Below are 21,237 nucleotides of genomic sequence, written 5' to 3' on the forward strand. Positions count from 1 at the left end.
TATCAGCTGCTAAACTCCAAGTGCCATCGCCGTTATTGACAGTCGTGTAGTCAATACCATTGACAGTAACAATCACAGTCGCCGTAGCATCATCAATGCTGCCACTTAACGCCGGTGACGTATCATTCGTTACTAAGGCATCGATACTCACATTTAAACCCGTTGTATCTACTTCAACGGTGCCAGTATTGGTTGCGCTATTACCTGCCGCATCGGTTGCTGTCACTGTAATAACGGTTTCACCATCATCTAATGTTGGTAAGGTGTTATCTACTAATATCCAGGTGCCATCGGTGTTATTTGTTGCTGTATATTCTTCACCGCCAACATTGACCGTCACCACGACGGTTGCCGTTGGGTCGTCAATAGAGCCAGTAATAACAGGGGTATTATCCGTGGTAATAGCTGAATCTACAGTCACTACAGGGGCTGTAGTATCCACTTCAATCGCGGTGGTTGCAGTATCCGTATGGCCTGCTTGATCACTTGCCGAGATACTGATCTCAACCTCACCTTCCGCTAAATCAGGTAAGATATCAGCTGCTAAACTCCAAGTGCCATCGCCGTTATTAGTCGCACCGTATTCAATACCATTAACCACCACAATCACGGTGGCTGTGTCATCATCAATGCTACCGCTTAACGCTGGTGACGTATCATTGGTCACTAACGCATCAATACTCACATTTAAACCAATTGTATCTACTTCAATGGTGCCAGTATTTGTTGCGCTATTACCTGCCGCATCGGTTGCTGTCACTGTGATAACGGTTTCGCCATCATCCAGTGCAGGTAAGGTATTATCCGCTAATGTCCAGGTACCATCAGTATTATTCGTTGCTGTATATTCTTCACCATCCACGGTAACAGTCACCACAACGACTGCGGTTGGATCATCAATTGAGCCAGTGATAGCAGGTGTTGTATCATTGGTAATAATGGAGTCAACTCTTACCACAGGGGCTGTTGTGTCGACTTCAATGGTTGTTGTTGTGCTGTCCGTATGGCCTGCTTGATCGCTCGCTGAAACACTGATCTCAACCTCACCTTCCGCTAAATCAGGTAAGGTATCAGCCGCTAAAATCCAAGTACCATCGCCGTTATTTGTCGCACCATATTCAATACCATTGACCGTGACAATCACGGTGGCCGTTGCGTCATCAATGCTACCGCTTAGCGCCGGTGACGTATCATTGGTCACTAACGCATCAATACTGACATTTAAACCAATTGTATCTACTTCAATGGTACCAGTATTTGTTGCGCTATTACCTGCCGCATCGGTTGCTATCACTGTGATAACGGTTTCACCATCATCTAATGTTGCTAAGGTGTTATCCGCTAAAGTCCAAGACCCATCCGCATTGTTGGTTGCTTGGTATTCGATGCTGTCCACGGTTACCACAACGGCGGCCGTTGTGTCATCAACATTACCCGTTAACACTGGCGTGTTGTCAGTTGTAATAATAGAGTCAACGCTAATTAATGGAGCTGTAGTATCCACTTCAATCGTGGTCGTTGCACTATCCGTATGACCTGCTTGATCGCTCGCTGAAACACTGATCTCAACCTCACCTTCCGCTAAATCAGGTAAGGTATCAGCCGCTAAACTCCAAGTGCCATCGCCGTTATTAACAGCGCTGTAATCAACACCATTGACCGTGACAATCACGGTCGCTGTCGCATCATCAATGCTACCGCTTAACGCTGGTGACGTATCATTGGTCACTAACGCATCAACACTGACGTTTAAACTAATTGTATCTACTTCAACGGTGCCAGTATTTGTTGCGCTATTACCTGCCGCATCGGTTGCTGTCACTGTGATAACGGTTTCACCATCATCTAATGTTGCTAAGGTGTTATCCGCTAAAGACCAGGTTCCATCGGCATTGTTGGTTGCTTCGAATTCGATGCCGTCCACGGTTACCACAACGGTGGCCGTTGTATCATCGACATGACCCGTTAACATTGGCGTATTATCGGTGGTAATCACTGAGTCTACGCTCACTACAGGAGCTGTTGTATCCACTTCAATGGTTGTTGTTGTGTTGTCCGTATGGCCTGCTTGATCACTTGCTGAAACACTGACCTCAACATCACCTTCCACTAAATCAGGTAAGGTATCAGCTGCTAAACTCCAAGTGCCATCGCCGTTATTAACAGCGCTGTAATCAGCATCATTGACCGTGACAATGACAGTTGCTGTGTCATCATCAATGCTACCGCTTAGCGCCGGTGAGGTTTCATTAGTAATTAATGCATCTATAGTTACATTAACTCCAAGAGTATCAATAGTAATATTTCCTGTTGATGTGGTGTTATTTCCAAATACATCGGTAGCTACGACAGTAATATCAGTAACTCCTTCACTTAAACCGAATAACGAATTATCGTTAACCACCCAAGTTCCATCACCATTATTAATAGCAGTGTAACTATCGCCATTTATGTTAATGACAATAGTTGCATCAGGATCATCAACAGTACCAGTTAAAGCAGGGGTATTATCCTTAGTCAAAATTGAATTGATCGATACTTCAGGACCAGATAAATCAACAGTAACAGTATTACTTGTAGAAACTCTCGCTCCTGAATCATCTATGGAAGTCACTGTATATACAGTAGGTCCCTCTTCTAATACTGGAATATCATCAGAATCTAACGTCCAGGTTCCATCGCCATTGTTTTTAGCCTCACACTTAACACCTTTAACTGTAACAACAACTCTCGCATCAGGGTTATCAATAAAACCTGTAAGTTCAGGTTGAGTTTCACCAGAAGTTAAACTTCGTGATCCTATTTCAACTTGTTCTGAATTAATAACAATACTATCAACAATGGTTTCGCTATTGCTGGCTGTATCTGTGGCTGTAATAGTAAGTTCTGTTACACCTTCTGGTAAGTTAGGTAAAGTGTTATCCGGTAATGTCCAAGTACCACCTCCATCATTCAGAGCCTCGTAAGAGATCCCATCAACTACCACCACAATACTTGCATCAGGGTCGTCCACTTGCCCGGTTAATAAAGCTGTTGGATCGTCGGTAATCAATGGATCTAAGGAAACAGTTGGCGGAGTAAGATCAACATTAATAGTATCAACTGTAACGTCAATATTACCTGCTGCATCAGTAGCGGTAACGGTAACGGTTAACTCACCTTCATCTAATACAGGAAATGCATCGCCAGCTAAACTCCACGTTCCGTCGCCGCTATTTGCCGCTACATATTCATTGCCATTAAATGAAACAACTATTGTCGCTGAAGGGTCACTGATCGTTCCAGTCAAAGTAGGTGATTGATTATTAGTTGTTATGCTATCTAAAGTAACATCCACAGCGATAGCATCAATAACGATAGTACCAGTAACTGTTTCGTTATTTCCTGTCTCGTCGACAGCTGTCGCTGTGACAATAACTTCTCCTTCATCTAAAACTTCAACTGTATCTTCAGGTAGTTCCCAAGTCCCATCCCCTTTGTTAACAGCATCATAATCTATATCGTTAACTGTAATAACAATGTTTGCATCACCATCAACCACCGACCCTGTAATTGCAGGTCGATTATTATCTAGACTTAGCTGATCAATAGTAATTGCAGGAGTAGATTCAGACGAAGAGCTATCATTACTTGAAGAAACAACGGCTGCAGTAGCGATAGCAACACCGCCAGCAGAAGCCCCTACAGTAGCAACAGAAAGCCAAGGTACTGCATTAGATGCAACTTGTGTATAACCAAGGCTTTGGTAAGTACTGAATCCATCACTTAAATTCCATGATAATGCATCTTCAAGCCCTGTCTGTGGAACATAATCATAATACACACCAGTCTCTGATACGCCAGTTAAAGCAGGCGGTTGAGGTAGGTCATAATAACCTTCAATAATCGCATCAACAGGGGTATCTGATGTTGCAAACTCATCAAAACGTAATTCTAAATCAGCCCCATTTCTAGAAATAAGTACCTGTTGAGGCGCTAGTTGAGAATCAATTGCTTGTAATTCGTAAGCAACCCCTTCTTGGGCTTGGAGAACAATTGGACTTAGGCTTTCATTAGTGACTAAGCTGGTTTCTAATGTGCCTTCAGTACCCTGTGTTAAAATATTAATATTATTAAACATTTTGTCCTCCTAAAACCCTGTTAATAAAGTGGAAATAGAGTTTATTTTTTTATACTTAAAGTCGATTTTTCTTCATAATTACCCCATAACTCAACACTCACGCGTCGATCGGGTTGTAAACAGTCAATTAATGATTTTTGAGATAATTGGCTTGAACATTCAGAATCTGTAATGGGTAGTCGACTTCCATAGCCGATCGATTCGATTGGAACTCTGACCTCTTCGAAAATCAAATAATTAACAACAGCCTGAGCTCTTTCTTCAGAAAGTCTTTGGTTGTAACCGGCCTTCCCTAAGCGGTCACTATGCCCACTCACCACTATGCGGGTAACAGAGATATCAGAACGATTTACTTGCTCTAAGATGTGGCTCATATTCTTTTTTATTAACTGTTTATTTAAAGTCGCACTATCAAAATCAAATAATGCATCAGCAGATAACTCAATATTTTTTAAAATTACATCTTTTTGGGGAGGAGTCGCTTCAGCTATTGGCGGGTCACACTCTTCAACTTTTCGATTAACTAAAAATGTCCTATTTACAATTTTTCCAACGACTTTTTCAGCATCTTCTTTAGTAGTGATATCAGTATCAATACTCCCGTCTTCATGTACTACAACCCCTATATAAAGAGGCTGCTCTTTTTGTATTTTAAAGTTCGCATAATGAGTATTAGTGATCGTATCTTGAGCATGAAAACCTTTTTCTCTTTTTTCAAAACGGATCACTTCCTCACCTACACAGAAAGCAGAAGAAAAATATAACTCATTCAATAACGCACCTAATAAGCGTGTTTCTGAGTGCACTAAAATCGATTGTTTTTTAACAGAATTATCTTTTTCAAAATAAAACAAAACCTGAACTTTATCTGATTCAAAAGGGGCGAGTGAAACCTCTGAATCTTCAGCAGGCCCAACAAGATAACGTTGTTCAGAAGCACAACCAATTAACAAAAATGAGCATAATAAAATACATATTAGTGGCTTGTTATTTTTTTTCATAAATATCCTCATTAATGAAAAAGAATCTCAAATAAAAAATATTTGATCTAAAATTCATAATCACTATACATAATTTTAATTAAAAAAGATAAAACTACTCACAAAGTATAGTTAAAATCACTAATTCTGATAGATTTGTAGTATGAAAAATAGAGGTACTTAGCACTTTAAAAATTATATTTGCGATGAGAGTTGATCAAAATCATTGCGGTAATCATTAATAATCGAGGCTTCTGATTATTCAGGCTAGATTAAAGTATTTTAGTGTTTTAAAGTCATAAAAATTGTGAATTTAAAATAAATAAAACACCTTGGTGAAAGTGTTGGGTAATGTGTTTAATTATCTAATTATATGAATCTCTTGTATTTATCTTTAACTCTGATTAACTATTAAAAGCAAAACTTAGAATACTTATTCAGTATGATTGGTATAAATTAAAAGTTGACACTATCACTAGGAATAACAAATGTTCGAAATCACTATATTGCTAATAACAAGTATCATGATGTTTGTTACTTTCGCACCTTTTTCCCCCTCAAATCACTGGATATCAAGAGTTTGGGAGTTTCCAAGAGTACAAATAGCAGTGATTACTCTGGTATTAATGTTTGCTAGCAGTTTTATCGATTCACCAATTATGTGTTTGACCTTATTTATCATTAATGCATTACTATCCAGCTATCAATTAATGTGGATATTTCCTTATACAAGACTGTGTAATAAACAGGTTCTTGAGAGCGTAAAAACTCAAGGTCAGTCATCAATTAAAATAATGACAAGTAATGTGTTAATGCCGAACCGACAAGTAGATAAATTAATTCACCTTGTTAATCATCATCAACCTGATGTCTTAGTAACATTGGAAACAGATCTTTGGTGGGAATCTCAATTAACATCGATACATAAAGATTATCCATATAGGGTCAACCACCCACTCGATAACTTATATGGCATGCACCTTTACAGTAAATATGCTTTAGAAGATATCCAAGTATTGGAGTTAATTGAAAAAGATATTCCTTCTATTCATTGTTATTTAGTAATCAATGAAAACACTAAAATTAAATGTCACTTTCTTCATCCAGCACCACCTAGCCCTACTGAAAACGACACCTCTACTCCTAGAGATAAAGAACTGTTGTTAATAGCAAAACAGATAGCAGAACAAAATAAAGCCTCTACGGAAGCAACAATAGTAACCGGAGATTTAAATGACGTAGCTTGGTCACCAACAACTAGAGCTTTTAGAGAAATAAGTGGTTTAAAAGATCCAAGAATAGGTAGAGGAATGTTTAATACTTTCCACTCGGATTATCCAATTTTACGCTGGCCATTAGATCACATTTTCCATAGTGAGCACTTCACTTTAAGTAAAATAGAAAGAATGCCTTCAATCGGATCAGATCACTTTCCGTTATTAAGTGAGCTCATCTACGATCCGACATAAAATAACCATGCTTAAAAAGAGAGTAAAGCGGGCATTAACTCTGTAATAATTACACTATCAAAATAGATAAAACTTAATTATACCTTTATTAACAATGATTTAATTTTTGGCATAAAACTTGTCTTAAGTATATAGAGCTCTGAATTTAAGAGACCAACTAGTTATATAAATATCGACCAAGAGATCCTTATGCCAACCAAAATTAATTTAAAACAAAGAACTCGGAAGTTTATCGACTCAAAACATATGCTTAGTGGAATAACCATTGCTTCATTTTTGGAATCAGTAATTGTCCCTATTCCACTAGAAGCAATCTTAGTTCCTTTAATGCAAGCTCGTAGAGAAAAACTATGGATTATCGCATTGATGGCAACTATTGGCTGTTTAATAGGCGCTCTTTTTGGTTACACATTAGGGTATTATTTATTTGACGCAGTTGGAGACTGGGTAATCAATACACTTTCAACACCAGAGCAATTTGAAATGGTAAGGCAAAAAATGCAAGCTCAAGGTTTTTGGTTTGTTATAACCTTAGGTATTATCCCCATCCCTTTTCAAATCGCAATGCTCGCTGCAGGTGCAACTAAATACTCATTACTGCTATTCTTATTTGCAGCCACTATTGCACGATCAATACGCTACTTTGGATTAGCAATTATTGTTTACTATGCAGGAAACCAAGCTGAACAATTGATTAAAAAACACAAAACTAAAGCGATGATTTTTATTACTATCGCCATAGCTGCAATTTGGGCAATCAGCACATTGTTATAATTTCAATATTTATACTAATTACATTAAATAATGTGCTCTAAATTTTTATACCGAAAATGACTGAGTTCAAGACGTAATATAAATATTTCGAGGATTAACTTCGTTAATAGTCTTCAGTGAGTTAAGGGAAATTATAACAAAGAAATAAGCTGTTTTAATAAATATAACAGATTAATTAATGAGTGTGATTGGTATTATTAAGGGGCTTTTGAATAAAGTTCCCTTGATGCCTTCAACACTAAATAATTAACAAACAATTACAAACCAACCTACTCCTTCAAAACAATGAGAAAGATTGTAGTTGTAAAATAAGATCAAATACTCACTTTTGAATATTTTTATGACTTAAATATAACTTGAGTTAACAATCACTGAAAAACCTGTATTATTTCTTATATTGAGATACTGATAATGTTTTTTTTAGTTAATTTGACCTATTCGGATTATAATTAACAACGCTAGCCACTAAAAAATACTATTGATTAAATGCTCGCTTCAATTTGATAATGAGGGTCATGGATATGTTTTTTCGATTTGCTATCGTTTTTTATATTATCTTTTTAAACCTTACTACCCACATACTTGCTAATGAACAACAATCATTACGGATTTTACACGTCCCTAGTTACCATATGTCATGGGAATGGAATTCCAGCCAACTGCAAGGCTTTAAAGATGGCCTATCACTTAGTAATGTAGAATATAAAATCGTCGAATTAGATACTAAACGAATCAGTGATCCTACTCTTATCCAGCAAAAAGCAATGATAGCAAAAAATTTAATTGACCAATGGCAACCTGACTTACTTTATACGAACGACGATAATGCACAAAAATATGTTGCGATGGATTATGTTAATACTACTTTACCGATTGTCTTCAGTGCAGTTAACCGAGATCCCTCCATCTACCATTTTTCAAACTCAAGCAATGCGACAGGAGTTATGGAATATGAACATTTTATCCCAGCAATAAACTTACTCCGAACGATTAAAAAAGATATAAAGCACATTGCAGTGATTGTTGACTCCGACCCCATGTGGGCTGGTGTTGTTAAACGAATAAAAGAAAAGATAAAAGAAGTCCCTGATATTGAAGTGACACAATGGTACGTTGCGGACACCTTTACCAATTACAAAGACATAATGAAGTCATTACAAACTAAAGTTGATGCCGTTGCTTTGTTAGGTGTTTTTAATATTAAGGATGAAAGTAATAGGAACATCGATTTCAAAGAGATTTTAAGGTGGACCGCAGAAAATAGTAAACTCCCTGACTTTTCATTTTGGGAGTCTCGAGTTGACTCAGGCACGTTAGTCGCAGTAGCAATTTCAGCTTATCAGCAAGGTTATATTGCAGGAGAAATGGCAAGGAAAATATTAATTGATGGCGTAGCTCCAAGCGATATTCCCATTAATTCTACTGAAAAAGGTGAGCCAATGATTAGCCTTGCACGGGCTAAAGCATTGGGAATGAATATTGATGTACAAATTTTCCTCAATATAAAAACCAAGAAACAGTACGATTGGAGCGAATAATGCCAATTTCACTGACTAGTAAAATAGCAACCTTGTTTACAGTAAGTTTGATTCTAATTACTTCAATTATTTTATTTATATTTACATTAGAAGTGTATAACACTAACAAGAATTTATTTATTCAACGAGGTGATGTTGCCGTACAAGAACTTATTTATAAAACAGAACGCTTACTACAACTTGGTTTATTACCTAATGAATTTTTTGGTTATGACGCACTATGCCAAAAATTAGTGGATAGTACGGAAGGTCTCACCTACGCAGCATTAATTAATGAGAACGGTAAAATTCTCTTTCAATCAACTCCTTTAGACAACCAAAAAAGCACCTTATCAAAACCTGAACATTTTATTCCACAAGATAACCAATATTTAATCAAAAAGCCTTTACCGCCTGCTACTCAACAGCAACACTACATCATAGCAACAATAGACCAACACTTACTTGAGTCCAAGCTTGCTGATTTTCTTATAAAAATGCTCATCTATGCAGCTTTAATCATTTTGATAGGAGTTGGTTTAGTTATTCATTTCTTACGTAATAATTTAGGCAAACCGATTAAGTCATTAATTAGTCATATTAGAAGTATAGACTTAGATTCTCAGCAAGGAGCACAATGGGATCTATTGAAAAGAAAAGATGAATTAAGCACAGTGGCAATTACCTTTAATGCCATGATGAGTCGCCTTTCTAACAGCCAAAACTCATTAGCTGATTCACATTTAGAATTACGAAAACTCACCAACGAACTAGAAGAACGTGTTGAGTCCAGAACAAAGTCACTTAATAAAGCAAACAAACGTTTATATAGTCTTGCACGAACCGATCCACTAACAGGATTTCATAATCGCACTAAATTAGAAGAATTACTAAGTATTCGATTCGAGCATGCCAAAAGAAAAGGTCATCATTTTGCGGTGTTAATGGCTGACTTAGATCGCTTTAAATACATCAATGATAACTTTGGACATGCAGCCGGTGATACCGCATTAAAAACTATTGGAGCGCGTATTCTGACTTCATTACGTCAACGTGATAGTGCCTATCGTGTAGGAGGTGATGAATTTATTTTTATTATTGAAGATTACACAAATATAAACTCTTTAATCAAAATAGCAGAAAAAATTAAAGGTGCAGTAGAAAAGCCTATCCATCATGATGGGCATATATTATCTTTAGGTGTCAGTACAGGCATTGCATTTCTTACTAAAGAGATGAAGTGTGATGCTGAGGGGTTATTATCTTTTGCAGATATAGCAATGTATCAAGCTAAGACGCAAGGTTTAGATTATGTGATCAGCAAGGATTAATTCATTTATCTATCACTATTATTCATCTACAGTACATTCCAGTTATTCTTTAGGCTCTTCTACAGGTAGCTTTAGATAATTTACGCATTGATTTCTCCCTCTCGCTTTTGCTTGATACAACGCAATATCAGCTTGACGGAGTAATTTTTCAAAGTCATTGCATTCAACTGCTGAAGTAGTAAAACCAGCACTAATAGAAATAGGTAACGTTATATCCTCATAATATACTGGTGTGTCACATATGTTTTTTCTGAGTTTTTCAGCAACTAAAGCGGTTTCTTGAATATTAGTTTCAGGTAGGAAAACGACAAACTCTTCTCCACCGTAACGCCCAATAACATCGACGGAACGCAACACATTCTTACATCTATTAGCGACTTCTTTTAGTACTTGGTCACCAAATAAGTGTCCATTGTTATCATTAATACTTTTAAAATAGTCCATATCAAAAATAATTAGTGAAACCTTACCGCCATATCTATCTATTCTTTCGACTTCATTTGCAAATGCTTTTTCCCAATGAGCTCGATTATATAACTGAGTTAAGCCATCAATACTACTGATACGCTCTAATTCAGTACAAGCTTCTTTTAATTGCATAGTAGAGATAGCGATATCTGTCATATCTTTAATGGTAATACAAACGTATTCAACTTCATTATCTTGATTACAAATAGGTGTAAAGTTACAATTTTGATACATAAAGCCTAAATGACCGGTTACAGAACGGCCATGGGAAAACTGCAATAAATAAGGGCGCTGTTCCCATGAAGTATAAGATTCATGATTAAGTAAAAAGACACTATTTATCTTTCTTTCAAGCCATTTTTGCGGAATATTTTTAAAACACTCAAAAAAGTTTTTACCAATGATTTCATTTTCGGAAAAATCACTGTGTACTTCCATAAACTTATTCCATAGCTGAACATTAAAATTCTTATCAACAATGAAAAGACCATTATCAAGGTAATCAATAACATTCTGAGCGTAAGCAAATTTATTAGACATTAGATTTAAAACTCATCCAGTAATTTATCTAAAATACTTTGTAAATATTTAATAGAACTATCAGGTAACAATAGTAATAAGTCACATTGAAAGGAGTGCTTATCAACTTTATATTCTATTTTTATTGATAGTGCATGATCCCACCGAATTTCTTGCTGAGACAATAAGCTATCAACAGGTATAGATTGACCAATAATAGAAGGAGGTGTATTGAAGAAACGTTCAGATAATTGTTCAGCAATACCACTTAAACATGCACCATTTATAATATTGGAGATTTCTAATAAAATCTCCTGCTCAAATTCAGGTGTCATCTCTTCATCAAAAGACAGCAATTGAGCAAGACTATCAAAACTGGTATCACTAAAGATTGTTAATGATTCACCACAAAACTTAGGATTAGTAACATGAGTATAAAAGCCCTGACTAACAACAGAAATCGTTTCAGCAGGAATTAAGCGACGTAATACAGGAGTCAGTTCTCGCGCGTTAATAATTTCAATCGCTGGAACAGATAATGTTACATACTGCTCAAATAGCATCGATAACGATTCACCGGCTTGGCCCATACCGATATTACAAATTTCTTGTAAATAATCGCGTTGATCCTCGTTGAAATTCAGGCTATCAATCATAATAATCCATGTGTATTTAATACATCTGTTAATGCTGATGTAGAAACAGGCTTTCTAATAAAATCAATCGCTCCATCTTCAGCTACTTTATTTCTGGCTTCAATCTGTAAATCCGCAGAAACAACAATTGTTTTAATTTTTATGCCTTGCTCTTTAATATTTTCTAAAACCTGAAAACCATCCATTACAGGCATTGTTAAATCTAAAAATAATAGGTCAAAATTACCCATTTGCAATGCTTCAAGTGCTTCTTCTCCATTATTGACTAACAGCGCACTTTCTTTCCATTGCTCAGGAAGTGCTTTTCTTAATTGTTTTCTAGCAATATTTGAATCATCACAAATTAAAACAGAAACGGTCATGTTACTTCCTTAAAAATACAGAGTTAATCATAAAATAATACCTTATTAAGAGAAGAAATAACTGTTAACTTTTCGGTAACTAAATATCAATTAAAAACCTAACATAGCAAAGAACTTGTAAAATAATGAGTCGCTAAAGTATTAATGATTTTTGAATAGTATCGATCCGTTGATCATAGTTTGGATCAGTTATTACGAATTACACAATAAAATATCTTAATAACAAGCTTATCGGCAACAACAACATAAACGTTAATAAATAACATGAATATTTAATGAGGCATATAAAAAAGGCCCTATTAAATAGAGCCTCACAATACTAAGTTTTCATAAAGAATTAGTACTGTCGAACACCTGCTGCAATGGTATTCATTTTATTAGCTGCTTTTTCTATTTCAGGTTTATCAGCTACAGCAGCTATACCGCATCGCCACCAGGATTCATACCCGTGAGTCATACTTTTAGGTAATACTTTAATATCAATTAACGTAGAAACTGTTTGTTTTTCTGATTCTTTTAATGCGAAAAGTAACTCTTTTTCATTACGAACCGTATAAGTAACACAACCATAACTTTCAGCATTTTTAGCAAAATCAACGGGCACAGAGCGTCCTGTTAACTTACCCGTTTTAGGATCTCTATAGCGATTTTCAGTACCAAAACTGCCCATTCCATTATCCATTTGCAAATTATTAATACACCCAAAACTCATATTATCTAATAAAATAATATTAATTTTAATGCCTTCTTGAATAGCAGTCTGTAGTTCTGAGTGAAGCATCATATAAGAACCATCGCCCAACAATGCATAAACAGGTTGTTCTGGACAAGCAATCTTTGCTCCTATAGCAGCAGCAACTTCATAACCCATACAAGAATAACCAAATTCCATATGGTAAGTATCTTTTTGCTTAGGTCTCCATACTCGCTGTAAATCAGCAGGTAAAGATCCTGCTGCTCCAACAACAATAGCATCATCACTTAATTCACTGTTAAGCATGCCTAAAACCCTTGTTTGTAATAAAGTAGACTGTAATACTTCAGCATACTCATCAAGTACTGTATTAGAGATATGACCAGATACTTCGGAAGAAAAATTTTCATTCTCGTATTTTACATTATCAAGACGCACTAATTCTTTTGCCCATTGGCTACGGGCATTTTCAATTTCTGTCGTATAATTAGAGCAATACCCTTCTTTTTCCAATGCCTCTGATAATGCCGTTAGTGCAGATTTTGCATCTGCAACTACTCGAATACCATCTAATTTATAAGCATCAAAGCTAGTTACATTGATATTTACAAATGTAACATCCTCATGCTGGTATTGAGATTTAGAAGCTGTGGTAAAATCCGTCATTCGAGTACCCACCCCAATAATAACATCAGCCTCTTTTGCTAAAATATTAGCAGAATAAGTCCCAGTCGCACCTATACCACCACAATTCAATTCATGGTCAAAAGGAACAGCACTTTTACCTGCTTGAGTTTCTCCAAATGGAATATTAAACTTTTCAGCAAATGCTTTAAAAGTATCATGAGCCTCAGAATAACGAACTCCACCGCCACAAATGAGTAAAGGTTTTTTCTTATCTTTAATTGCAGCAACAGCATCTTCAATCATTGCTTCAGAAGCTGGACGACGTTCAATTCGATGCACTCGTTTTTGAAAGAAATGTTCAGGAAAGTCATACGCTTCCCCCTGCACGTCTTGAGGTAATGAAATAGTTACAGCACCAGTATCTGCAGGGTCTGTTAAAACTCGCATAGCATTGATCATCGCAACCATTAGTTGTTCTGGTCGTATTACACGATCAAAATATTTAGAGACAGGTCGAAATGCATCATTCGTAGAAATGGAATAGTCATGAAATTGTTCAATTTGTTGAATAACAGGATCTGGTTGACGTGAAGCATATACATCACTCGGCAATAATAAAACTGGAATTCTATTGGCAGTGGCTGTCGCAGCGGCAGTGATCATATTTGCACAGCCAGGCCCTACGGAAGCACTTACAGCATATATTTTCTTTCTTTTATTTTGCTTAGCAAAGCCAACCGCTATTTGAGCCATACCTTGCTCATTACAACCTTGATGCACAATCAATTCACCAGGATCTTGTTCTAATGCTTGCCCTAAGCCCAATACGTTACCATGCCCGAAAATAGTAAAAACACCATGTACAAATTTTTCCTCTCGCCCATCTACTTCAACATATTGTTGATTTAAAAATTTGACTAATGCTTGCCCTGTAGTTAATCGAAAGGTATTCATGTTTTTACTCCAAAGTCATGATAAACCACTTAAAAACGATATAAGCAGAAAATAAACCAATTAAAATAGAAAAAAAATTTCATTTAGATTTTCATCATATTAATGAAGGAAGTTTAATGACAGCCATTTAGATCAAAAGTGTTACACATATCATAAAATAATAAACATCAAAAAAAACACCACATCAAGACACTGTTTTAAAAGGAATTTATTTGTTTCCATGTATTTAACTAATAATAATAAATATTGAAACCACATAAAAATCAATAAATAACATAGAATAGAAAAAGAGAGTAACGGGGATATATAAACAATAAACATCTAAATAATAAAATTTTTTTTCCAAAAAGAAAGGAGAGATTAAAATTCAGCATCTCATATAGAAAAAGGTTAATTGTTATTAATCTCAATGTAATAGACAGTATGAGTAGATTGATGATAACCAAGAATAAAAATGAATGACTAACTGAAGATTACAACGGTGAAATAAAATTTTACACCGCGTAATAGTAAACTAAGGATTATGGTTACAGCATTAAACCTACGGCAAGTGTTTGAGCAATAAACATTGCACTGGTTAAAGAACGAAATTCCATCACATCATTCTCGATAATTTCAAAACAAATATCAGCTTGTCGACCATGTTCACTCATTTGGCTGTCTGTGATAGCAACTATTTTTGCCCCCACTTCACGCGCACGCTCTATAGCAGCGATAGACTCTTGGGCATGAGGTTTAAATGTGGTAATAAATAAAACATCCTCTTTTTTAATTTGCTTTAACATAGGTGACCGCATTCCACCCGCACCATCGACCAATACAGTACTAGAATCACCTTTAAGCAACATATACCAAAGATAACTAGCGACTGGATAAGCTCTCCTCACTCCTTGAACATAAATAGTGTTCGCAGATGATAGCAGAGCAATCGCATCTTCCAATTTAGAAGATGGGATACCAACCAAAAGATCTTCCATTGCTTTGATATTGGACTCGCCTAAATTTTCAAAAATATCTTGAATCGATTCAATTTGAGATATGCCTTCGCTTTTTGCTCTTTTAATCCGCTCTTTATAATCACGAGGCTTGTGGAAGTACTGATCACTGAATAAAACTTGCATTTTACTAAAACCATCAAAACCAAAGGTATTAGCAAAACGGCTTAATGTTGAAATTGGCACCCCTGCTTTAACAGAAATAACCGACATAGTTTCAAAAGCAACAACCATGGGTTCTTCACTAATAAAATCAGCAACTTGTTTAAGTCGATTACTTAACGTGTCGTAACGTTCGGCGAGTATATCTTTAAATTTATCTAGTGTAGTAGCAACTTCAATATCATTGGGCATTATGTTTACTCTTAAAAAAACACCTAAGTGGATCCTTAGGTGTCAACCATTAAAGAATATAGAATTTAAGCAGTTAGGACAATAATTTAAAGCATCTAATCGCTTCCTCTCTAACATGAGGCATCGCCTTTTTCATAAAGTAAAGACGATCAAACTTATCCTTCTCTGTATTCATATAATCACGTAAATTATGGCCTAAGGCCTGCCTCAAACAAGTCCCGATATTAAACTTTGAGACCTTTGTTTTCTTTAATTTAATAATATCTTCATCTCTAATGCCACTAGTGCCATGAATCACTAAAGGCTTTGTGACTAGGGCTTCTATCTGCTTGAGCAGTTCAAAATCAATAATGCTCGTTGGTTCTGTTAACCTATGTACATTACCAACAGATAAGGCGATACAATCTAAATTACTTTGCTCTGCATATTGCTGTGCTTCAAGTGGGCTGGTATCAATCGTTTTAATATGGTCTCGTCCTTCTTGATAAGGTACAGATCCTATTTCGCCTTCCACACTGACCCCACAAGCATGAGCGACTTCAGCGACTTTTTTTGTTCTTGCAATGTTATCGGCTAAAGATAACTGAGAGCCGTCAAACATAACAGAGCTAAAACCAGCTTTAATGGCCTGATAAACAATATATTCTTCATAGGTATGATCCAAATGAAGTACGACTTTTTGAGAACTATTTTTAGCTAACTCATTGAACATGGTTGCAGCCACAACAGGTCCGTAAAAGTCGATTACGTCTTTATTACAAGCCAAAATCACAGGCTTTTGAACAGTTTCCGCAGCATCAACAACTGCTCTTGCATCTTCATAACCAAAAACGTTAAAACAGGGTACCGCATAATCACTCACAGCCGCCTGTGGTAATACATCATTCAAATTCACCAGCATAATAGATTCCTTTTATTTAAATTTATTAATCATGTCTTTGATCCCAGGGATCGTATGCACTTGGTATTCATGATGGGGGTCGAAATGTTGAACAAGAGATTTAGACGTTTTTCCAACAATCACGGTAAAGTAATACATCTCATAACCAGGGGCAGCTACACTCGGGTGATACCCTTTATCAATAGCGATCACACTACCTGATTTAACGTGATACACAGGCCCACAATCATCTTCATGCTCATAAAGAAATTGAGCCCCAAAGCCTTGCCCAGGATTAAATTGAAATTGATAAACTTCTTCGTAATTAGTTTCTAATGAACCGCGATCACAGTCATGTTTGTGTGCAGGAAAGCCCGACCAACCACCAGCCCCTACAGTGAATAATTCACTCACTAACAAACGACCACGTTTATCTGCATTAGCTTGTCCTAGCACATGCTTAATTTTACGGTGTGTTTTAGTATCATCAGAGCCATACTGAATTTTATCGACGGTAGTCACTGCGAATGGAGTTAATACTTCATCATAAAGACCGCCTGCTATCATTAAATTAGCTTCGTCAGTTTCACAAATAATCTCGGCAAGCATGCCAACAGGAACATAAACAGATTCAGGATCTCCATCCCATATAGTGGCGCGTTTACCAATACTGGAAAAAGTTTCTCCACCAACAGTCACAGAACAAGTCCCGCCACCTAGAACAATGACACTTTCATACCCTGCAATCTGATGAGAAAAAGTTTCTCCTTTTTTTAATTTAACAGGATTAAAAAAACATAACGGTGTCGTCTCATCGTTTACGTCAATGATAGGTTGATTTTTATTGTCAAAAGGTGCGATGTGCTTTCCCATAGTCATATCCTAATTAGTTAAATTGAGTCATTAAAAAGAGTCGTAAAGTACAGCAAGGCTTATCGTTCAGCCTGTTCAAATTTAGTAATAAATGTTTCGAGCTCTTCTCTGCTTGGCATAGCTTCAGTACAACTTGTACCACTTACATTGATCGCCGCAGCAGCTGAACCATTACTGACGGCTTGCTCCAATGATCCACCATGAGTAAGTGTCCAAATTAAAGCCCCAGCAAAAGAGTCACCGGATCCGAAAGGTTTTTTAGCCTTAACTTTATAGATACCCTGTTCAAATTGATGACCATCCTTACAGTAGACACGAGAACCTAATTCTCCGGCTTTAATAATCACAATTTTTGTTTGACCTTTAAGAAAGCGGTCTGCTGTTTCATCATCATTTTGATTACCTGGAGCAATCACTGTTTCCATCATGTCGAATTCTTCTCGATTGCCAATCACAATGTCAGATAGGTTCGCCGCAATACCGTAGTAAATTGATGCATCCACATCTGTACGCCATGTTTTAGGGCGGTAATCGACATCTAATACAACAACGGTTCCAACACGACGTGCATGTTGCATCGCCAATAAGGTTGCTTCTCTACTTGGGCTAGCAGATAAAGCAGTCCCAGTAACAATTAAAGTCTTACTCTTTTGCAGGTAAGTAGGTTTTATTTGTTCTGTTTTTAAAGTTAAATCAGAAGCATTATTTCGATAGATTAATACATCGCAATCGGATGCTTTCATTTCAGTAAAGGCCACGGAGGTACGCGAACCACTGTTATCAACCATCATCCCATCAAGGTTTATACCTTGTTGCTCCATATAACCTTGCACATAACGCCCAAAAGCATCATCTGCAACAGCGCCAATAAAACCAACGCTTCCACCCAAACGATTAATTGCAACAGCAATATTTGCAGCAGAGCCACCGACATATTTGTCGAATCCAGAAATATCTGCAATGTCAGTGTTCGCTTCACGCGCATATAAATCAACACCTGCTCGGCCTAATACAATTGCATCTAACTCTCTGCCTTCTTTAAAATTAACTTGTGCCATTATTTATTCCTTCATCTTTGTAATTAACCCATTGAGCGCCATTATCAGCAGATTCAACGCATTTCTCACATAACCGAGTACCTTCAATTCCGGCATCCACACTAGGAAACCAAATTCGCTCAAGAGTGACTTTATCCCCTTTATCAGATGCGTCGAAGGCATGAGCAAAACGAGCGTATAAATTAGCCCAAGACTCAAAATACCCTTCAGCATGACCACCACCGATTCGATTACACGAAACCCCTTGATCATCCTGATATAAATAACTCATACCACGTTCTAAAATACGCGGAGCTTCACCCTGAATTTCATAACGAAGTTGATTAGGAAATTCATCCCACCATTCGATCGACGCTTTTTCTCCAACAATGCGAATTTTCTGTTGATGCATAGAACCAGCATTAACCGCAGAAGCCCACAAAGTTCCAACCGCCCCCCCTTTAAATTTCAACATAATATGAGCGTTATCTTCCAATGGAGCGCGTGATTCAATAAAGCTTTGGCGCATACAACAAAGACTTTCGACCTCTAGCTCGGTGATCATTTCACAAAGAAAATAAGCATGCGTGCCGATATCCCCAATAACATAAGTTGGGCCAGAAGCAGCGGGAGTAACACGCCATTTCAAACTAGGGTCATTTTTCTCATATTCTTCATTATGGAAACCGTGTGCGAACTGTGCGTTAACAACACGAATATCTCCTAAGTCACCACGACGTACCATTTCACGAGCTTGATGAATCATAGGGAAGCCTGAGTAACCATACATCACACCAATTAGCTTATTCTTTTGATGCGCTAATGCTTTTAGTTGATATGCCTCACTTACCGTAAAGGTTAACGGTTTTTCACAAATAACATGTAAGCCAGCTTCTAAAGCTGCTTTGCATATTTCAAAATGAGTACTGTTTGGTGTCGCAATAGAGACAGCTTGAATACCATCTTCTCGAAGTTTTTCTTGAGCAAACATCTCTTGATAAGTAGCATAAGAACGGTTTTCATCGACGCCTAAATTAATCGAAAAATCACGTCCCCTTTGTGCATTTAAATCGAAGGCACTGGCAACTAATGTAAATAACCCATCGCGTAACGCAGCATTTCGATGTGAATAACCGATCTGACTACCACGCCCTCCGCCTACCATGCCCCAACGAATAGGTTGTTTTAAATGACTCTCTTCATTAAACATCGCTTACACACCATTCATAAAACAAAAAACAATAAGAATTTAGATCTTTAACTCAAAGCTTACAGACCAAACTTCTCTGCATAACCAGAAATATTTTGATAAGCAGTTTTGGCAAAAGTAAGTGGGTTTGCCTTTGCAGGATCTTGTTCTGCTTCAACCAATAACCATCCTTCATAATTTCTTGCTTTCAACGCACCGAAAACATCATCATAATTAACATCTCCAGTGCCAGGTACCGTGAATACGCCGTCCAACACTGCATTTAAGAAAGATTTATCTGCGCTACGCGCTGCTTCCATTACTTCTAAGCGAAGATCTTTAAAATGCATATGACCAATGCGATCACCCCAACGACTAATTACACTTACTGGATTACCACCACCATAAGTAATGTGTCCGGTATCCAAAGTTAAAAATACAGATGGACCAGTTACGTCCATTAACATGTCAATATCAGCCTCTGTTTCACAAATAGTTCCAACATGGTGATGAAATGATAATTTAATGCCATGTTCATGTAATAAATGATCTGCAACAATGCTAATTTTCTTACCGTATTCTTTCCATTCGCTTTCCGTCAAGATGACACGTTTCGATAAAGCTGTATTAATATCTCCATGTACAGAATTACTAACTTCACCGTATACCATTGCTTTACAGCCAGCAGCTTTTAATAATTTAATGTGATCTTGCATATTGGCAATTTCTTGTTCTGCACTACACACCATTAAATTACCGCTAAACCAACCTGACGCTAATACCAACCCATGGCTTTTAAGTAAAGGAACTAATACCTCTGGCTCTCTAGGGTATTTAGTCCCTAATTCAGTACCAGTAAAACCGGCTTCTGCCATTTCACTTAAACATTGATCCAATGGAATATCACCACCGAGTTCAGGCATATCATCATTGGTCCATGTTAAAGGGCTAATTCCATATTGAACTTGACTCATCTCTATCTCCGAATTATTGGTAACAACAAGTTGACTTTAGGTACAAACACTAAATTGTAATAAGTATTGATTTGACGCTATACGAATCGAATATACGCCAATAAATTTAAAATGAAAATATTTTTTCACCCTTAATTGGCGCTCTATCAACAATTTTAGAAAAATAATTGTTAATTTAAATTTTTATGATCGACCTCTTATATCCACCGTTTTAAATAAAAAAATATAATCAATATAAAACAATGAGTTAAAATTAAGATATTAGAGTAAGCTTAGGTAGTAGTGATACGCTTAACATTTCAAGTAAAAGATTATTTAAACGAATAGCAGTTTTTAAAAATAAACAATAATATCGACAAACACTATTTCTAAAAATATTTTTCCATTTAAAAAGCACAGGAAATGAAAATTATTTTTAATAACAAATCAGTTGAAAATTTTAAATATTATGGCCGGTAGGTAAA

16 protein-coding genes are annotated in these 21,237 nt (G+C 36.6%); 4 read left to right on the plus strand and 12 right to left on the minus strand.

The window, feature by feature from the left end; translation table 11 throughout:
* Positions 1–4,120, minus strand: a 4,120-nt coding sequence (locus tag V5290_RS09495) for a beta strand repeat-containing protein (RefSeq protein ID WP_333384590.1), incomplete at its 3' end; no start/stop codon positions are given.
* Between the two features lie 41 nt (positions 4,121–4,161).
* Positions 4,162–5,121 carry an OmpA family protein gene (locus V5290_RS09500; protein ID WP_333384593.1) on the minus strand — a complete coding sequence of 320 codons (960 nt, stop codon included), beginning with the start codon at positions 5,119–5,121 and terminating at the stop codon, positions 4,162–4,164.
* Positions 5,122–5,588: 467 nt separating this feature from the next.
* On the opposite strand from V5290_RS09500, the gene V5290_RS09505 reads away from it, so the two are divergent.
* The 4 genes from V5290_RS09505 (at position 5,589) to V5290_RS09520 (ending at position 10,191) form a co-directional block, all read left to right on the plus strand.
* Positions 5,589–6,569 carry an endonuclease/exonuclease/phosphatase family protein gene (locus V5290_RS09505; RefSeq protein ID WP_333384595.1) on the plus strand — a complete coding sequence of 327 codons (981 nt, stop codon included), beginning with the start codon at positions 5,589–5,591 and terminating at the stop codon, positions 6,567–6,569.
* Between the two features lie 189 nt (positions 6,570–6,758).
* Positions 6,759–7,343 carry a YqaA family protein gene (locus V5290_RS09510; protein WP_333384598.1) on the plus strand — a complete coding sequence of 195 codons (585 nt, stop codon included), beginning with the start codon at positions 6,759–6,761 and terminating at the stop codon, positions 7,341–7,343.
* A gap of 515 nt (positions 7,344–7,858) precedes the next feature.
* Entirely contained in the window at positions 7,859–8,881 is a 1,023-nt protein-coding gene (locus V5290_RS09515) for an ABC transporter substrate-binding protein (protein ID WP_333384601.1), read from the plus strand.
* Positions 8,881–10,191, plus strand: a complete 1,311-nt coding sequence (locus V5290_RS09520; protein WP_333384604.1) for a diguanylate cyclase domain-containing protein — start codon at positions 8,881–8,883, stop codon at positions 10,189–10,191. Before V5290_RS09515 ends, V5290_RS09520 begins: the two co-directional genes overlap by 1 nt.
* Before the next feature lie 42 nt (positions 10,192–10,233).
* Here the strand turns inward: V5290_RS09520 and V5290_RS09525 are convergent, their stop codons facing one another.
* The 10 genes from V5290_RS09525 to iolE all read right to left on the minus strand — a co-directional run bounded on the left by V5290_RS09525 (position 10,234) and on the right by iolE (position 20,773).
* Positions 10,234–11,199 carry a diguanylate cyclase gene (locus tag V5290_RS09525; RefSeq protein ID WP_333384608.1) on the minus strand — a complete coding sequence of 322 codons (966 nt, stop codon included), beginning with the start codon at positions 11,197–11,199 and terminating at the stop codon, positions 10,234–10,236.
* Positions 11,200–11,204: 5 nt separating this feature from the next.
* A complete protein-coding gene (locus V5290_RS09530; protein ID WP_333384610.1) occupies positions 11,205–11,834 on the minus strand; it encodes a hypothetical protein in 630 nt (209 codons plus the stop codon).
* Positions 11,831–12,196: a response regulator gene (locus V5290_RS09535; RefSeq protein ID WP_333384614.1), complete on the minus strand. Its 366-nt coding sequence runs from the start codon at positions 12,194–12,196 to the stop codon at positions 11,831–11,833. Before V5290_RS09535 ends, V5290_RS09530 begins: the two co-directional genes overlap by 4 nt.
* Before the next feature lie 337 nt (positions 12,197–12,533).
* Positions 12,534–14,471: a 3D-(3,5/4)-trihydroxycyclohexane-1,2-dione acylhydrolase (decyclizing) gene (iolD, locus tag V5290_RS09540; RefSeq protein ID WP_333384617.1), complete on the minus strand. Its 1,938-nt coding sequence runs from the start codon at positions 14,469–14,471 to the stop codon at positions 12,534–12,536.
* Positions 14,472–14,998: 527 nt separating this feature from the next.
* The gene (locus tag V5290_RS09545; protein ID WP_333384620.1) at positions 14,999–15,820 is read right to left on the minus strand and encodes a MurR/RpiR family transcriptional regulator; all 822 of its coding nucleotides are present in this window, start codon (positions 15,818–15,820) and stop codon (positions 14,999–15,001) included.
* Between the two features lie 73 nt (positions 15,821–15,893).
* The gene (locus V5290_RS09550; RefSeq protein ID WP_333384622.1) at positions 15,894–16,721 is read right to left on the minus strand and encodes a class II fructose-bisphosphate aldolase; all 828 of its coding nucleotides are present in this window, start codon (positions 16,719–16,721) and stop codon (positions 15,894–15,896) included.
* A 12-nt stretch (positions 16,722–16,733) separates the two neighbouring features.
* Entirely contained in the window at positions 16,734–17,573 is an 840-nt protein-coding gene (locus V5290_RS09555) for a 5-deoxy-glucuronate isomerase (protein ID WP_333384625.1), read from the minus strand.
* Between the two features lie 59 nt (positions 17,574–17,632).
* On the minus strand, positions 17,633–18,631 hold the full coding sequence (iolC, locus tag V5290_RS09560; RefSeq protein ID WP_333384628.1) for a 5-dehydro-2-deoxygluconokinase: 999 nt from the start codon (positions 18,629–18,631) through the stop codon (positions 17,633–17,635).
* Positions 18,618–19,820, minus strand: a complete 1,203-nt coding sequence (locus V5290_RS09565; RefSeq protein ID WP_333384631.1) for a Gfo/Idh/MocA family oxidoreductase — start codon at positions 19,818–19,820, stop codon at positions 18,618–18,620. Before V5290_RS09565 ends, iolC begins: the two co-directional genes overlap by 14 nt.
* A gap of 59 nt (positions 19,821–19,879) precedes the next feature.
* A complete protein-coding gene (gene iolE, locus V5290_RS09570; protein ID WP_333384634.1) occupies positions 19,880–20,773 on the minus strand; it encodes a myo-inosose-2 dehydratase in 894 nt (297 codons plus the stop codon).
* Between the last annotated feature and the right edge of the window lie 464 nt (positions 20,774–21,237).

It is taken from the genome of Psychromonas arctica (assembly GCF_036697365.1).
In the GTDB taxonomy this organism is placed as follows: domain Bacteria; phylum Pseudomonadota; class Gammaproteobacteria; order Enterobacterales; family Psychromonadaceae; genus Psychromonas; species Psychromonas arctica_A.

Excerpts from the sequence above, each read along its gene's own strand:
- V5290_RS09535 (WP_333384614.1), bottom strand. The coding sequence starts at position 12,196 with ATGACCGTTTCTGTTTTAATTTGTGATGATTCAAATATTGCTAGAAAA.
- V5290_RS09510 (WP_333384598.1), top strand. The coding sequence starts at position 6,759 with ATGCCAACCAAAATTAATTTAAAACAAAGAACTCGGAAGTTTATCGAC.
- V5290_RS09545 (WP_333384620.1), bottom strand. The coding sequence starts at position 15,820 with ATGCCCAATGATATTGAAGTTGCTACTACACTAGATAAATTTAAAGAT.
- iolE (WP_333384634.1), bottom strand. The coding sequence starts at position 20,773 with ATGAGTCAAGTTCAATATGGAATTAGCCCTTTAACATGGACCAATGAT.
- iolD (WP_333384617.1), bottom strand. The coding sequence starts at position 14,471 with ATGAATACCTTTCGATTAACTACAGGGCAAGCATTAGTCAAATTTTTA.
- V5290_RS09505 (WP_333384595.1), top strand. The coding sequence starts at position 5,589 with ATGTTCGAAATCACTATATTGCTAATAACAAGTATCATGATGTTTGTT.
- V5290_RS09565 (WP_333384631.1), bottom strand. The coding sequence starts at position 19,820 with ATGTTTAATGAAGAGAGTCATTTAAAACAACCTATTCGTTGGGGCATG.
- V5290_RS09520 (WP_333384604.1), top strand. The coding sequence starts at position 8,881 with ATGCCAATTTCACTGACTAGTAAAATAGCAACCTTGTTTACAGTAAGT.
- V5290_RS09550 (WP_333384622.1), bottom strand. The coding sequence starts at position 16,721 with ATGCTGGTGAATTTGAATGATGTATTACCACAGGCGGCTGTGAGTGAT.
- V5290_RS09555 (WP_333384625.1), bottom strand. The coding sequence starts at position 17,573 with ATGGGAAAGCACATCGCACCTTTTGACAATAAAAATCAACCTATCATT.
- V5290_RS09515 (WP_333384601.1), top strand. The coding sequence starts at position 7,859 with ATGGATATGTTTTTTCGATTTGCTATCGTTTTTTATATTATCTTTTTA.
- V5290_RS09530 (WP_333384610.1), bottom strand. The coding sequence starts at position 11,834 with ATGATTGATAGCCTGAATTTCAACGAGGATCAACGCGATTATTTACAA.
- V5290_RS09500 (WP_333384593.1), bottom strand. The coding sequence starts at position 5,121 with ATGAAAAAAAATAACAAGCCACTAATATGTATTTTATTATGCTCATTT.
- iolC (WP_333384628.1), bottom strand. The coding sequence starts at position 18,631 with ATGGCACAAGTTAATTTTAAAGAAGGCAGAGAGTTAGATGCAATTGTA.
- V5290_RS09525 (WP_333384608.1), bottom strand. The coding sequence starts at position 11,199 with ATGTCTAATAAATTTGCTTACGCTCAGAATGTTATTGATTACCTTGAT.